The organism is Kribbella deserti (genome assembly GCF_042434725.1).
GTDB classification, from domain to species: domain Bacteria; phylum Actinomycetota; class Actinomycetes; order Propionibacteriales; family Kribbellaceae; genus Kribbella; species Kribbella deserti.
Window position 1 is genome coordinate 126,883 of the sequence record NZ_JBHLTC010000023.1, and the last position, 14,149, is coordinate 141,031.

Genomic DNA, 14,149 nt, shown 5'->3' on the forward strand with positions numbered 1-14,149 from the left:
TTTGCAAGCAGGTAAGGGCAAGCGGGCATCGCCTCACCTTCCCGCGGTCGTTGCGGGGCGCAACGACTCCGCAAGAAGCAGCAACATGCTCTTGATCACAGGCCCGCTCACTCCGCGGCGACCGCGTCCCGCCGCCGCTCCGGGATCGCTGAATTTCCATCCGCAGCTGTGAACGTGCACAGCGAGTTCACAGCCGATTCGGATTCACCCCCGCAACGACAGGCGGCGGAGGCACGCAGCGCGGTAAAGTCGTCGATACGATTGCGGCAGATGGGGATCGATGACGAACATTGCGCCAGACAAGAGCGGGCGAGCTCGATCCAAGCGCCCGCCGACCATTCATGACGTCGCCGCGCACGCGGGGGTTTCGCGCGGTACCGTCTCACGCGTTCTGCAGGGCGGGCGCAACGTCAGCCCGGCCGCGCAGGAGGCGGTCAACGCCGCGATCCGCAAGCTGGACTACGTGGTCAACCGGGCCGCCCGCAGCCTGGTCACCCAGCGGGCCGGCTCGATCGCGTTCGTGTTGTCGGAGACGCAGGACGTGTTCTTCGAGGACCCCAACTTCACCACCCTGCTGCGCAGCTGCACCGCGGCCCTGGCCGATCACGACATCCCGCTGGTCCTGATCACCGCGGGTACGGAGGCGGAGCGCCGTCGCATCAGCCCGTACCTGTCCGCGCATCACGTGGACGGCGTGCTGCTGTTCTCCTCGCATCGCGGCAATCCGCTGATCGAGCACCTTCAGCGCGCGGCCGTACCGTTCGTCTGCTGTGGCAAGCCGCTCGGCCGCCATGGCGCCGTGTCGTACGTGGCCGCCGACGACCGCGAGGGTGCGCGGACCATGGTGCGCTACCTGTTCGAGTCCGGCCGGAAGCGCATCGCGACGATCGCCGGTCCGCAGGACACCCCCGGTGGTTTGGAGCGATTGCTGGGCTATCGCGAGATGCTCGCCGAGCATGGCGTGCGGTTCGCCAAGCGCATGGTGGCGATCGGCGACTACAGCCGGGCGAGCGGCGAGGCGTGCATGCGGCAACTGCTCACCCAGGTGCCGGATCTCGACGCCGTCTTCGTCGCATCGGACCTGATGGCCGACGGTGCGATGAGCGCGATCGAGCGCGCGGGCCTGCGGATTCCGGCGGACATCGCCGTGGGCGGCTTCGACGATTCGCCGGTCGCGACCGCGTTGGATCCGCAGCTCACCACGATTCGCCAGCCGTGGGACCGGATCAGCGAAACCATGGTGCGTCAGCTGCTGGCCCAGATCGAAGGCGAAGGATCGGCCACCGTGATCTTGCCGACGGAGCTGGTCGTCCGGGCATCGACCTGACCTGGCTCTGCCCGGATGAGCGATGTACCGTGCTCTGATGAGCCGGGCTGGGCACGTTCCCACCACGTGACGGCCGACACCGGTAAAGGCGGTCCGTGCGGGCTGACAGGACCCACTTTCCCGGGCTATAACGGGGTATGAGTGAGGCTGATGCGGATGACGGCCAGTTCGGGCGCGAGCTTCGCCGGCTGCGGGAACAGGCAGGGCTGACGCAAGTTCGCCTGGCCGCCCGGCTCGGGTACAACCACACTTACGTGTCCAAGCTGGAAAGTGGCGCGCGCGTACCGCGAATGGCCTTCGCGGGCGGCGCTGATGAGCTGCTCGGCGCGGGTGGCTCGCTGATCGCGTTGGCGGAAGGCGCCCGGGCGCAACGGCAAAAGCACGGTGACGGCCATACGGCGGATGGTGTGCCGTTCCCCGTGCCGCCTCTCGAGGTCCCTCCGGCGCAGGTGGAGCCCAGGCGTATCCGCCTTCCGTCGTACGGCGTGACCTGCCCGCTGCATGGCATGGACGGTTGCATGGTCTTCACGCCCGCGAACGGCCTTGAGGGCTTGATCGATGGCTCGGCGCGGACCGTCGGGGCCCGCACGGTGCACGGCCTCGCCGCGATGCTGGTCGCGCACATCGAAGCCGATGTCGAAGGCCGGGTCGCTGAGCTCTGCGCGCCGGTGGAGCAAACGCTCGCGGCCCTGATGGATTTGATGCCGAGGGCATCTGAATCGATGACCAAGGCGCTGCTTCGACTCGCCGCTCAGTACGCCGATCTCGCCGCCTGGCAGCGGATCAAGCGAGGCCAGCACGGCATCGGAATGATCTGGCTGCACCGGAGCGTGGAGTGGGCCACAGCGGCTCGCGATTCCCCCACGGCGTGCGGGGCGCTCAGCAGCATGAGCAGCCTCGCCTTGCTGGAAGGCGATGGCGCGACGGCGATGGAGTACGCCCGCGCCGCAGGAGCCCTGGATCCGAGTCGCCGCTGGATCGCCGTACAGGCTGGGCTTGCGGAGGCGCGCGGTCAGGCGTTGCTCGGTGACCGGCGTGAGGTCGCGCGGCTGACGGGGCAGGCGCAACGCATCGCGGAACGGCTCGGCGAGCAGGATCGCGTCGAAGCGCCCTGGTTCTTCGACGCCGAAGGCGCGACGTACATGGCTTCCCACTTCTCCGGCGCCTTGCGGGACTTGACCGAAACGACCGGAGACCGTGCGATCGCCGGTCGCGCCGCGATGTTCGCGGAGTCGGCGCTTGCGACCGTACCGGACCGGATGCCAGTCAGCCGGCTGCTGCTGACGATCCGGCTGGCCGATACTCAGGCCTGCGGTGGCGCGCTTGACGCGGCGGTCGAGGTGGCCCGGCCGGTGCTCGCCGCGGCGCAGGCATCCGGAAGCACCCTGATCGGCCATGAACTGGACCGCCTGCGAATCCGGCTCGGATCCCGCGGCAGAGACCTGCTCACGGACCTCTGAGACCCGTCCGGTATTGGCCAGCGGCGGTTTGACAGATGTTGACAAGTTCAAGGTTGTAGAGCGTGTGGAGGCGGGCTGATTCCGCCTCAACACGCTTGTTCACGCGTAACCACCTGCTGCCCGGACCGCCTGTGCACGTTCACAGAATGGGGCGGTAAACCCTTGCCAGCCGCTCGAACATGCGCTTTCATCTCGGGGAACAGCGCGTTGACAGTGAGTGTGGGTACGTTCACAGTCCGACAGAATCATCGCCCCCAACCCACCGCTCCTGGCGACTGGCCGCCGCCCCTGGTAACGGCAGTGCTGTGCCCCCTCGTCCACAGCTAGGGAGAGGTACCGCCCCATGATGAAGCTCAAGTCCACGCTGGCTCTCACCGCCCTGATGACCGCGTTGGCACCGGTTCCGGCCGTCACCGCGTCCACGGCACAGGTTCAGGCTTTGCCCCCGCAGTGTTCGGGTACGGCGCCGATCAAGTGCCACTTCAACGTGCCCGCGGGCAACTACCAGGTGACGGTCGACCTGGGCAGCGCCACCCGGTCCGCCAACACCTCGATGACGGTGGAAGCTCGCCGGCAGATCCTCACCCCGGTCTCGACCGCCGCGGGCCAGTTCGTCAGCACCAGCGCGACGGTCAACGTCCGCGTGCCCGAAGGACAGCCCACGGGCCAGGGCGGCACCGGCACCGCGGGCCTCAGCATCACGCTCGGCGGTAGTGCGCCGGCGGCCCGCTCACTGACGGTGACGCCGGCGAGTTCGCCGTTGGTGGTCTACCTGGCCGGTGACTCGACCGTTTGCGATCAGATGCTGGCGCCCTGGACAGGCTGGGGACAGATGATGCCCGCCAGCGTGCGCGGCGGTGCGGTGATCGCGAACTACGGCGACTCCGGTGAAAGCTCGGGCAGCTTCCTGAACAACAGGTCGCTGTTCCCGACGATGAAGCCGCTCGTCAAGAGCGGAGATCTGGTGCTGATCCAGTTCGGCCACAACGACAAGAGCACCAGCTCGAGCGCGTTCCGGGACAACCTCAGCCGGTTGATCAACGGGGTACGCGAGCGCGGCGGCCGGCCGGTGCTTGTCACGCCTCCGGTGCGGCGGCAGTTCAGCGGCAGCACGCTGACCCGGACCGCCTTGCACGTCAACGGTGTCGGCGTCGACCTGCCTGCGGTGATGAGGTCCCTCGGCCGGAGCGCGAACGTGCCGGTGATCGACCTGACGGCCAAGAGCAAGGCGCTGGTGGAGTCGATGGGCCCGTCGGCGTCCCAGTCGCTCTACCTCACCCGGGAGCACGGCGACAACACGCACTTCTCGCCGTACGGCGGCACTGAGATGGCGCGCCTGGTGCTGCAGGGCGTGCGCGAGCACAACCTGCCGCTGGTGCCCTTCCTGCGCTGATCGCCTCGCGCCTCCAGTACTGCCGGCGTCACCGGTGCCAGCATCGGCGGCGCGGCCATGAGACCTGCAACTTGGAGAATCCCATGCAGAGATTGATCAACAGACATCGATTGGTCGTCGCAGCCGTCGGTCTGACGGCCTTCGCGCTGTTTCCCACCGCGACGGCCGGAGCGATCGATACCGCCCCCGACACGGCCGCGCCACAGTCGTCGAAACCCCAGATGGACTCGTTGAACCGCGGTGTGATCAGCGTGCACACGCCGGGCGGTAATCGGGTGAGCTGGCGAAGCCTTGCCGACGACCCGGCCGGGGTCGCGTTCAACGTCTACCGCAACGGCGTCAAGGTGAACGCCAAGCCGCTCAGCGGTCCCACCAGCTTCGTGGACAAGGGTGCACCCGCCGGCGCCAAGTACGCCGTACGGGTCGTAGCCGATGGCGTCGAGCGGCAGTCCGAGTTCGCCGCGGAAGATTCGCTGAGCATGAATGCCGTTCCTGGGGAGAACGGCATTCTGGCCAGTAGCCGGGACGTGCCGATTCAGATCCCGTCGGGCGGCACCACGCCGTCTGGCGAGCAGTACACCTACGTCGCGAACGACACGAGCGTGGGCGATCTCGACGGCGACGGTCAGTACGAGATCGTCGTGAAGTGGGATCCCACGAACGCCAAGGACAACGCTCAGGCGGGTTACACCGGGAACGTCTACCTGGACGCGTACAAGCTGAACGGCACGCGTTTGTGGCGGATCGACCTCGGCCGCAACATCCGGGCCGGCGCGCATTACACGCAGTTCCAGGTGTTCGACTACGACGGTGACGGTCGCGCCGAGCTGGCGGTGAAGACCGCGGACGGTACCCGGTCCGGAACCGGCCAGGTGATCGGTAACGCGAGCGCAAACCACCGCAACTCCAGCGGCTACATCCTCACCGGGCCCGAGTTCCTCTCGGTGTTCCGCGGCACCGACGGCGCCGTACTGGCGACGGCGAACTACCAGCCGCCGCGAGGCAATGTCGCTTCCTGGGGTGACAACTACGGCAACCGCGTCGACCGGTTCCTCGCCGCAACCGCCTACCTGGACGGCACCCGGCCGAGCATCGTGATGGCGCGCGGCTACTACACCCGCTCGGTCATCGCGGCGTGGGACTACCGCAACGGGGCGCTCACCCAGCGCTGGGTCTTCGACTCCAACACCGCAGGCAGCCAGTGGGCCGGTAAGGGCAACCACAACCTGTCCATCGCCGACGTCGACGCCGACGGTCGCGACGAGGTGATGTACGGATCGATGGCGATCGACGACAACGGACGCGGACTGTGGCAGAACAACACCCACCACGGCGACGCGTACCACGTCAGCGACTTCATCCCGACCCGGCCCGGCCTGGAGGTCTTCAAGCCGTCGGAGTGGACCAACGAGCCGACGCACTGGATGGGTGATGCCCGGACCGGGCAGATCATCTGGAGTGCGCCGTCGTGCGGCTGTGACAACGGCCGGGGAGTGGCCGCTGACATCTGGGCCGGCAACCGTGGCGCCGAAGCCTGGTCCGCGTCGGTCGGAGGCCTGCGCAGCGCCACCAACGGCAGCCAGGTCGCGGCTCGCAAGCCCGGTTCGATCAACTTCGTGATCTGGTGGGACGGCGACGCCCAACGCGAACTGCTCAACGGCACACAGATCAGCAAGTACGGCACCGGCGGCGACACCCGTCTGCTCACCGGTTCGGGCGTTGTGTCGAACAACGGCACCAAATCGACGCCCGCGCTGTCGGCCGACATCCTCGGTGACTGGCGTGAAGAGGTGATCTGGCGTACGTCGGACAACCGCGCGCTGCGGATCTATTCGACCACCGACAGCACCAGCATCACCCGGCCGTCGCTCATGCAGGACCGCCAGTACCGGCTCGCGGTCGCCTGGCAGAACACCGGCTACAACCAGCCGCCACATCCCAGCTTCGCCATCGGCTGAGCCCTCCGGTCTGCCCGGGGGTTCCACGCCCGGGCAAGCCGGAGCGGGCGGCCGTGATCGAGCCGGTCCTCGATCACGGCCGCCCACCAACCAGACGCCTTGCCGGCAGCGGAAATGGCCGCGTGTTGTCAACATCCGTCAAGTGCGAATTCAGTGTTGTCGCGCTACGTTCTGGGAACGCGCACACGGTCAGTAGAGCCGGATTTCGGCAACAAAATAACGAAATCCGAGCTATTGACACCTAGTTGACGCAGCTCAAAACTGTGAACGTTCCCAACAAACTTTCGGCCGGCGAATTCCGCCGGCCCGCCCCTGGAGGTCGGGATGAATGCTCGGATTTCGCGACGCCGGTTTCTGGCCGGATCCGCACTGGCTGCGGGTGGCGTCGCTACCGGGCTGACCGGCTGCAACGCGGGCACCTCCGGCACCTCGCAGGGCGGTGGGGCCGGCGGAATCGTGAAGCTGACCGTGATGTACAACAACAACGAGCTGACCAAGGACCACATCGCGGCCTTCGAGCAGGCCAATCCCGGCATCCGGATCGAGTTCATTCAAGCCGATGCCACCCGGCTGAACGCGATGCTTGCCTCGGGCAACCCGCCCGACCTGGTCCGGGCCAGCGCCGTCGGCAGCGCGAACACCAACGCCCGCGGGCTGGCGGCGGACCTGACGCCGTACCTGGAGAAGAGCCAGGTGCTGCGCGCCGACGACCTGCTCGGCGTGAACGACAGCTTCCGCTGGGACGGCAGCAAGATCGGCCAGGGCCCCTACTACGGCATCGTCAAGGACTGGAGCCAGGACGCCACCCTCTGGTACAACACGGCGCTGTTCGATCAGGCCAAGGTGCCGCACCTGAGCGCGACCGAGCCGGTCGGCTACGACGAACTGCTTGCCATCGGCAAGAAACTGACCGTGCGCAGCGGCGGCAAGGCCAAGGTCTACGGTCTCGGCCTGGAGTGGGCCTGGAGTCTCTGGGCGCCGATCATGACGATGATCCTGCAGCAGGGCGAGAAGGTGTACAGCGACGACCTCGCCAAGGTCGACCTGACCACGCCGGCGGCCCGGCGCGCGATCGGCTGGTACGTCGACTTCGGCCGCGCCGGCGTCGGGCCCACCTCGCTGGACCCGCTGCCCGACGGCGCCGACCTGTCCACGTTCCTCGCGAAGCGGATGGCCATCACCCAGGACGGCTACTGGTACGGCGGGAACTTCGTCACGGAGAAGGCCCTGCAGGGCAGCATCGCGATGGCGCCCGCGCCGGTGATGGGGGACCAGCGGGTCAGTCCGACGTACGCCGGAGTCGGTGCCTACATCCCGGAGAAGGCCAAGCACAAGGACGAGGCCTGGAAGTTGATGGAGTTCTTCATGGCCGGTCCGCCCGCCGAGGAACGGGCCATGAGCGGCTGGGGTATGCCCGCCCTGAAGTCGTTGATGCCGAAGCTGCCGCAGGAACTTCCGTACCAGAAGCAGGCCTTCCAGGTGGCCCAGAACGAGCTGAAGTACGCGGCACCCCTGCCGGATTCGCCGTACATCACCGCGGACAAGTGCAACAGCACGGTCGACAAGCACATCCAGCGCGCGATCAAGGGTCAGGCGACGGTGGAGGACAGTTGCCGCGCGATCACCGATGAGCTCAATCAGGAGCTCATAAAGGGCAAAGAGCAGATCGGCTGATGGCGGCACGCAGCTGGTCGCGATACTCCAACCGCACCTTCTACTTCTTCGTCTCGCCCTGGGTGGCCGGGTTCCTGCTGCTGACCGCGGTCCCGCTCGCTTATGCGTTCGGGATGAGCCTGACCAACTTCGACGGCAGCTCGCCGCGCTGGCGCTGGGTCGGGATGCGCAACTACGTCGAGCTGTTCCACGACTCGGACGCCTGGGCGGCGCTGCTGCGCACGCTGGGTTTCACCGCGATCGTGGTACCGCTCAGCGTGGCCGGCGCGCTCGGCCTAGCCGTGCTGCTGAACCGCCGGCTGAAGGCGGTTGGGCTGTGGCGCACGCTCTTCTTCCTGCCGTCGGTGGTGCCGGTGGTGGCGATGGCGATCATGTGGAAGCTGGTGTTCAACCGCGACGCCGGTCTGCTGAACGGCGTACTCGCGGTGGCAGGCATCGACTCCATCACCTGGCTGGTCGACCCGATGGCGTTCTACGCGCTTGTGGTGGTGTCCCTGTGGGGACTGGGCGGTGGCATGGTGATCATGCTTGCCGCGCTGCAAGGCGTGCCGGCGGAGCTCGAGGAAGCCGCGGTCGTGGATGGCGCCAGCCGGTGGCGGGTCTTCCGGCATGTCACCGTGCCGATGATCTCGCCGGTGTTGTTCTTCCAGGTGGTCACCGGCGTGATCGCCTCGTTCCAGATCATCGTGCAGCCCTTGCTGCTCGCTGAAACGAACAGCATCGCGGGCGTGGGCCAGGTGCCGCGTGGCACGCACTTGTACATGGTTCAGGTGTACGAGGAGTTCTTCCAGTCGAACCGGTTCGGCTACGGCTCGGCGATGTTGTGGGTGTTCTTCATCGTGATTCTGGCGATCACCCTGCTGGTGCAGCGATCGAGCCGCCTTTGGGTCTACTACGAGGTGGACAACGATGGCCGGCACTAGACGAGTTCGCAGCCGGTTCCAGCCGAGCACCGCCGGGCTTTACGTCCTGCTGCTGGTGCTGGCGATGCTGTTCGCCGGGCCGATCGGCTGGCTGCTGCTCGCCGCGCTGAAGTCTCGCGAGGAGTGGGCGTCGATACCGGCCCGGATCCTGCCGGAACACGCACAGTGGGACAACTTCAGTCGTGCTCTGACCGATATCAACTTCGCGGCGTACACGGCCAACTCGCTATTCCTGTCCACCATGTACGCCCTGCTTGTCACCGCGACCAGCGCGCTCGTCGGCTTCGGGTTCGCCCGGCTGCGTGGACGGGGAAAACACGCGCTGTTCCTGGTGGTGCTGTCGACCATGATGTTGCCGCAGATCTTGACGCTGTTGCCGACGTACGTGTTGTTCGCCCGGATCGGTTTGGTCAACACGTACTGGCCGTGGGTCCTGTGGGGGCTCGGGGCCTCGCCGTACCTGGTGTTCCTGTTCCGGCAGTTCTTCGCGGCGATCCCGCGGGAGCTGGAGGATGCGGCCATCATGGACGGCTGCGGGTGGGCCCGGATCTTCGGCCGGATCTTCCTGCCGTTGTCGTGGCCCGCGCTGATCACGTCGTTCCTGCTGTCGTTCACCTGGACCTGGGGCGACTTCATCGCTCCCGCGCTGTTGCTGGACGTGGATCACACCACGCTGTCGGTCGCGATCACCTCCTGGTACCGCGATCCGCGTGGCAACGCGATCCCGACGGTGCAGGCCGCCGGGGCCGCGCTCTACACCATTCCGGTCCTGCTGATCTTCCTGTTCGCCCAGCGGTACTTCATCCGGAGCGTCGTCGCGTCCGGAATCAAAGGATAAGTGGAGGTTGCTATGAAGCATGGGAAAGTCGCGGCCGTCTTGACGGCCACCGCCCTCTCGACCGCCCTGCTGACCGCTCCCGCCGGAGCGGCGTCCAGCCTCACCGGCCGAGACGCCGGCGTCTCGGCGTACCCGCGCGCCGCCAACGCCGCCAACATCGCCGATGCCGTCGACGCGACGAACGCGGTTGCCGCAACGAGCCGGTACGAGGCGGAGTCGGCACCTGCCGTCTGCGGCGGCGCCGTCGCCTCGAACCACTCCGGCTTCTCCGGCTCCGGGTTCTGCGATTCCTCCAACGCCGTCGGCAGCGCGGTCACCTTCACGGTGAACGCAACCGCCGCGGGTACGGCGACCCTGGCCTTCCGGTACGCCAACGGCAGCGGCACCAACCGTCCGGCGGACGTGAGTGTCAACGGTTCGGTGGTACAGGCCGCGTCGGCCTTCGCGGCCACCAGCAGCTGGTCCACCTGGGCGACCAAGAGCCTGACCGTACAGCTGAACGCCGGGTCCAACACCGTACGGCTGGCCGCGACGACCGCCGCCGGCCTCGGCAACATCGACTATCTCGAGGTCACGACCGGCGACCCGGGCAGCGACACGATCATGCGCGGCGCGGACGTCTCGACCCTGCAACGTGCCAACGAGCTCGGCGCGAAGTACTACTACGCCAACGGCACCCAGGGCGACGCGCTGGACATTCTCAAGGCCGCCGGCGTCAACTACATCCGGCTGCGGATCTGGAACAACCCGCGCAGCGGCACCAACAACAAGGCGAAGGTGCTCGAATACGCGCGCACGGTCAAGGCCAAGGGCCTGAAGCTGATGGTCGACTTCCATTACTCCGACACCTGGGCGGATCCGGGCAAGCAGTACAAGCCCGCCGCGTGGGCCAATCACGGAATCGGCCAGCTGCAGACCGACGTCTACAACTACACCTACGACGTGTGCAACAGCCTCAAGGCGCAGGGCACCACGCCGGACAGCGTGCAGATCGGCAACGAGATCAACACCGGCATGCTCTGGCCCGAGGGCGCGGTGAACAACAGCAACTTCACCAACCTCGGTCTGCTGCTCAAGGCCGGCTACAACGCCACCAAGGCGTGCAACCCTGGCACGCAGGTGGTCATTCACACCGCGCGAGTCGAGAGCGGCGCCCGCTGGTTCTACGACGGCATCCGGTCCCAGGGCGTCCAGTGGGACGTGACCGCGCTGTCCTACTACTGCTACTGGCACGGCAGCCTGTCCGGCATGGCCAGTGTCGTCTCCGACATGAAGACGCGGTACGGCAAGCCGGTCATTCTCGCCGAGACCGCCTATCCGTTCACCACGGCCAACTACGACCAGACCGGCAACATCATCACCTCGTCGCAGCCTTGCGCCGGCTACTCGGCCACGCCTGCCGGCCAGCAGTCGAACTTCGCCGCCGTGCAGAACACCTCCCGCAACGCCGGCGCGAGTGGCGTCTTCTACTGGGAGCCCAGCTGGCACGCAGTACCCGGTAACGGCTGGGACCCGGCCGACATCAACAACTCCGGCAACGGCTGGGAGAACCAGGCCGTCTTCGACCGCACCGGCCGGATCAATCCCAACATCCGCTGGCTGCCCTGACGCCCCGCACCCACTGAGCCCCTGTGAAATGCCCCGCCCCATCTCTGCATCCAAGGAGTCACCTATGTCCATGGAACGACGTACCTTCCTCAAGTTGAGCGCGGCCGGAACGGGTCTGAGCCTGCTCGGCGCGCAGCAGGCGTTCGCGTCCTTCGGGTCGCTGGACTCGTCGCCGACGACGCCGTTCGCGGTCGGCGTGCGCCGTTACAACTGGACCCGCAACGGCCGGCCCTGCACCACCTACGTGTACTACCCGGCCACCGGTACCGCCGGCGGTAACCCGGTGACGGACGCCCCGGTCGCCGCCGGGGTCTTCCCGATCTACAACTTCACCCACGGTTTCGGTAGCAGCCCGCAGGGTTCGCTGTTCATCATCCGGGCATTGGCCTCGGCCGGGTTCGTCGTACCCGCCCCGCACTTCAACCACAGCTTCGGTGACGTCAACAACGGCAACACCTCCAAGGACGTCTCGCAGATCCTCACCAACACGCTCGCGCTGAACTCGAGCGGGCCGCTGGCCGGACACATCAACACCGGTATCGGCGTCGGCATCTCGGGCCACTCCCTCGGCGGTATGGTCACGCACGGCCTGCTGACCTCGTGGCCGGACAGCCGGGTCATCTCGGCCAACCCGCAGTCCTGCGTGGACATGGGCAACCCGTCCAGCTCGGTCAACGCCAAGGTCCTGTTCGTGCACGGCGACCGGGACAGCACCACGTCGTACAGCTCGGCCCGGCAGGCGTACACCGAGATCACCTGGCCGAAGGCGTTCCTCACCTTCGTGGGCGGCAGCCACACCAGCTTCTGGAGCGACCAGCGCTTCCCGCGCACGGTGGTCGACTGGGCCCGCTGGACCATGTACGGCGACACCGCGGCACGGGATCGCCTGCCTGCCGACGCGGCCGGATCCAACACCAGGTGGGAAGCCCGCCTGGGTGACACGCAGCCCGGTCCGGGCGCGTACAGCCTGATAGCCCAGCACAGCAACAAGTCGGCTGACGTCGACGGGTCCTCCACGGCTGCCGGTGCACGGCTTGTCCAGCGGAGCACCACCAGCGGTGCGAACCAGCAGTTCGAGTTCGTCGACGCCGGTGACGGCCACTTCCGGATCAAGGCCCGGCACAGCGGCTTGTTCCTCCAGTCCGCCGGTGCCGCGAGCGGCTCGGACGTCGTCCAGCAGGCCGGCAGCACCGCCGCCAACCAGCAGTGGCGCTTGGTCAGTCACGGCAGTGACGTGGTGAGCATCGTGAACCGCGCGTCCGGTCTGGCCATGGACGTCTGGGAGCGTTCGACCGCCGATGGCGCCCGCATCGCCCTGTACGCCTACAACGGCAACCCCAACCAGCGCTTCGCCCGCCGTCGCGTCTGACCCCCATACGCGTCGGGGCACCGCTTGGTCACCAGGCGAGCGGTGCCCCGGCGTCCTCTTTCGTTCCTACCTGGACGGTTCCGATGACACAGTCCTGCTTCGATTCGACCTCTTCGCGGCGTTTCCGCCGTACCGCCTTGGTCCTCGTCGGTGCGCTGATCGCGAGCGCCCTCGCGCTGGTCACCGGGCCGTCGGCCAGCGCCGCCGTGATCGACCCGACGGCGTTCTACCAGCTCGTATCGCGGCACAGCGGCAAAGCGATCGAGATAGCCGGCCAGTCGACCGCCGATGGCGCCGTCGCCCAGCAGCGGACCCGCGCCGCGCAGGCCAGCCAGCAGTTCCAGTTCGTCGACGCGGGCGACGGGTATCACAAGATCCGCGCCCGCCACAGTGGCAAGGTGCTGGACATCGCCTCGGCCTCGACGGCCAATGGCGCGGACGTGGTTCAGTGGACCGACAACGGCCGCGTCAGCCAGCAGTTCCGGGTTGCCGACACCGACAGCGGATACGTCAAGCTGGTGAATCGCAACAGCGGTAAGGCCGCCGACGTCTGGGAGCGGTCCACCGCCGACGGCGCGCGGATCGCGCAGTACACCGACACCGGCTCGGTCAACCAGCAGTGGCTACTGGTCCGGGTCGACGCGGCACCGGTCCCGACGTATGCCGGGTATCTGTTCTCCCACTTCACCGGTGAGAACACCTCCGCGGGTGAGCAGGTGTACTTCGCGCTCAGCCAGGGCAACGACCCGACCCGCTGGCGCCAGCTCAACGGCGGACGGCCCGTGCTGACCTCATCGGTGGGCGCGCGCGGCGTACGGGATCCGTTCATCATCCGCTCACCGCGCGGCGACAAGTTCTACCAGATCGCCACCGACCTGCGGATGTACGGCAACGGCAACTGGGATCAGGTCCAGCGCACCGGCAGCAAGTCGATCGTGGTCTGGGAATCGACCGACCTGGTGACCTGGAGCGCGCCGCGCCTGGCCCGCGTCTCGCCGGACACAGCCGGCAACACCTGGGCACCCGAGGCGTACTACGACGAGAGCCTCGGCCAGTACGTCGTGTTCTGGGCCTCCAAGCTGTACGCCGCCAGCGACCCGAACCACACCGGTACCACCTACAACCGGATGATGTACGCGACAACCTCGGACTTCCGCACTTTCAGCGCTCCGCAGGTCTGGGTCGACAAGGGCTATTCCACGATCGACTCGACGCTCATCAAGCACAACGGGACCTACTACCGCTTCACGAAGGACGAGCGCAGTTCGTCGCAGTCGGCGTGCGGCAAGTTCATTCTCGGCGAGAAGTCGACGACCATTCTCAACCGCAACTACGCGTTTGTTGCCGAGTGCATCGGCAACAACTCGGTCCGGCAGGGCGAGGGCCCGCTGGTCTTCAAGTCGAACACGGCCGAGCGCTGGTACATGTTCATCGACGAGTACGGCGGCCGCGGTTACGTGCCGTTCACCACCACCGACCTGAACGCCCGGCAATGGTCGCCGGTGTCCAGCTACACCATGCCCGGCCGGCCGCGGCACGGAACCGTGCTGCCCGTCACCCAAGCCGAGTACGACCGTCTGCTGCAGCGATGGGGCTGAG

10 protein-coding genes are annotated in these 14,149 nt (G+C 67.1%); all 10 read left to right on the plus strand.

The window, feature by feature from the left end; all coding sequences use genetic code 11:
* Positions 1–280 precede the first annotated feature (280 nt).
* The 10 genes from ACFFGN_RS19615 (at position 281) to ACFFGN_RS19660 (ending at position 14,148) form a co-directional block, all read left to right on the plus strand.
* The gene (locus ACFFGN_RS19615) at positions 281–1,327 is read left to right on the plus strand and encodes a LacI family DNA-binding transcriptional regulator (RefSeq protein ID WP_380049595.1); all 1,047 of its coding nucleotides are present in this window, start codon (positions 281–283) and stop codon (positions 1,325–1,327) included.
* Between the two features lie 137 nt (positions 1,328–1,464).
* On the plus strand, positions 1,465–2,787 hold the full coding sequence (locus ACFFGN_RS19620) for an NsdA family TPR-like regulatory protein (RefSeq protein ID WP_380049597.1): 1,323 nt from the start codon (positions 1,465–1,467) through the stop codon (positions 2,785–2,787).
* A gap of 343 nt (positions 2,788–3,130) precedes the next feature.
* Complete coding sequence (locus ACFFGN_RS19625) at positions 3,131–4,180, plus strand: rhamnogalacturonan acetylesterase (RefSeq protein ID WP_380049599.1); 1,050 nt, start codon at positions 3,131–3,133, stop codon at positions 4,178–4,180.
* Positions 4,181–4,263: 83 nt separating this feature from the next.
* Positions 4,264–6,138 carry a rhamnogalacturonan lyase gene (locus ACFFGN_RS19630; RefSeq protein WP_380049601.1) on the plus strand — a complete coding sequence of 625 codons (1,875 nt, stop codon included), beginning with the start codon at positions 4,264–4,266 and terminating at the stop codon, positions 6,136–6,138.
* A gap of 324 nt (positions 6,139–6,462) precedes the next feature.
* Complete coding sequence (locus ACFFGN_RS19635) at positions 6,463–7,812, plus strand: ABC transporter substrate-binding protein (protein ID WP_380049603.1); 1,350 nt, start codon at positions 6,463–6,465, stop codon at positions 7,810–7,812.
* A complete protein-coding gene (locus ACFFGN_RS19640) occupies positions 7,812–8,735 on the plus strand; it encodes a carbohydrate ABC transporter permease (RefSeq protein WP_380049605.1) in 924 nt (307 codons plus the stop codon). The genes ACFFGN_RS19635 and ACFFGN_RS19640 overlap by 1 nt, the downstream gene beginning before the upstream one ends.
* A complete protein-coding gene (locus ACFFGN_RS19645; RefSeq protein ID WP_380049607.1) occupies positions 8,722–9,573 on the plus strand; it encodes a carbohydrate ABC transporter permease in 852 nt (283 codons plus the stop codon). The genes ACFFGN_RS19640 and ACFFGN_RS19645 overlap by 14 nt, the downstream gene beginning before the upstream one ends.
* Before the next feature lie 12 nt (positions 9,574–9,585).
* Positions 9,586–11,181 (plus strand): glycosyl hydrolase 53 family protein, encoded by a 1,596-nt coding sequence (locus tag ACFFGN_RS19650; protein ID WP_380049609.1) that lies wholly within the window; start codon positions 9,586–9,588, stop codon positions 11,179–11,181.
* A 70-nt stretch (positions 11,182–11,251) separates the two neighbouring features.
* Complete coding sequence (locus ACFFGN_RS19655) at positions 11,252–12,550, plus strand: RICIN domain-containing protein (RefSeq protein ID WP_380049611.1); 1,299 nt, start codon at positions 11,252–11,254, stop codon at positions 12,548–12,550.
* 83 nt (positions 12,551–12,633) lie between these two features.
* Entirely contained in the window at positions 12,634–14,148 is a 1,515-nt protein-coding gene (locus ACFFGN_RS19660) for an RICIN domain-containing protein (RefSeq protein WP_380049613.1), read from the plus strand.
* Position 14,149: the final 1 nt, after the last annotated feature.

What these genes read in the sequence shown, in the direction of transcription:
- ACFFGN_RS19660 (WP_380049613.1), top strand. Translation starts at nt 12,634, where the DNA reads ATGACACAGTCCTGCTTCGATTCGACCTCTTCGCGGCGTTTCCGCCGT.
- ACFFGN_RS19640 (WP_380049605.1), top strand. Translation starts at nt 7,812, where the DNA reads ATGGCGGCACGCAGCTGGTCGCGATACTCCAACCGCACCTTCTACTTC.
- ACFFGN_RS19635 (WP_380049603.1), top strand. Translation starts at nt 6,463, where the DNA reads ATGAATGCTCGGATTTCGCGACGCCGGTTTCTGGCCGGATCCGCACTG.
- ACFFGN_RS19620 (WP_380049597.1), top strand. Translation starts at nt 1,465, where the DNA reads ATGAGTGAGGCTGATGCGGATGACGGCCAGTTCGGGCGCGAGCTTCGC.
- ACFFGN_RS19645 (WP_380049607.1), top strand. Translation starts at nt 8,722, where the DNA reads ATGGCCGGCACTAGACGAGTTCGCAGCCGGTTCCAGCCGAGCACCGCC.
- ACFFGN_RS19650 (WP_380049609.1), top strand. Translation starts at nt 9,586, where the DNA reads ATGAAGCATGGGAAAGTCGCGGCCGTCTTGACGGCCACCGCCCTCTCG.
- ACFFGN_RS19615 (WP_380049595.1), top strand. Translation starts at nt 281, where the DNA reads ATGACGAACATTGCGCCAGACAAGAGCGGGCGAGCTCGATCCAAGCGC.
- ACFFGN_RS19655 (WP_380049611.1), top strand. Translation starts at nt 11,252, where the DNA reads ATGGAACGACGTACCTTCCTCAAGTTGAGCGCGGCCGGAACGGGTCTG.
- ACFFGN_RS19630 (WP_380049601.1), top strand. Translation starts at nt 4,264, where the DNA reads ATGCAGAGATTGATCAACAGACATCGATTGGTCGTCGCAGCCGTCGGT.
- ACFFGN_RS19625 (WP_380049599.1), top strand. Translation starts at nt 3,131, where the DNA reads ATGATGAAGCTCAAGTCCACGCTGGCTCTCACCGCCCTGATGACCGCG.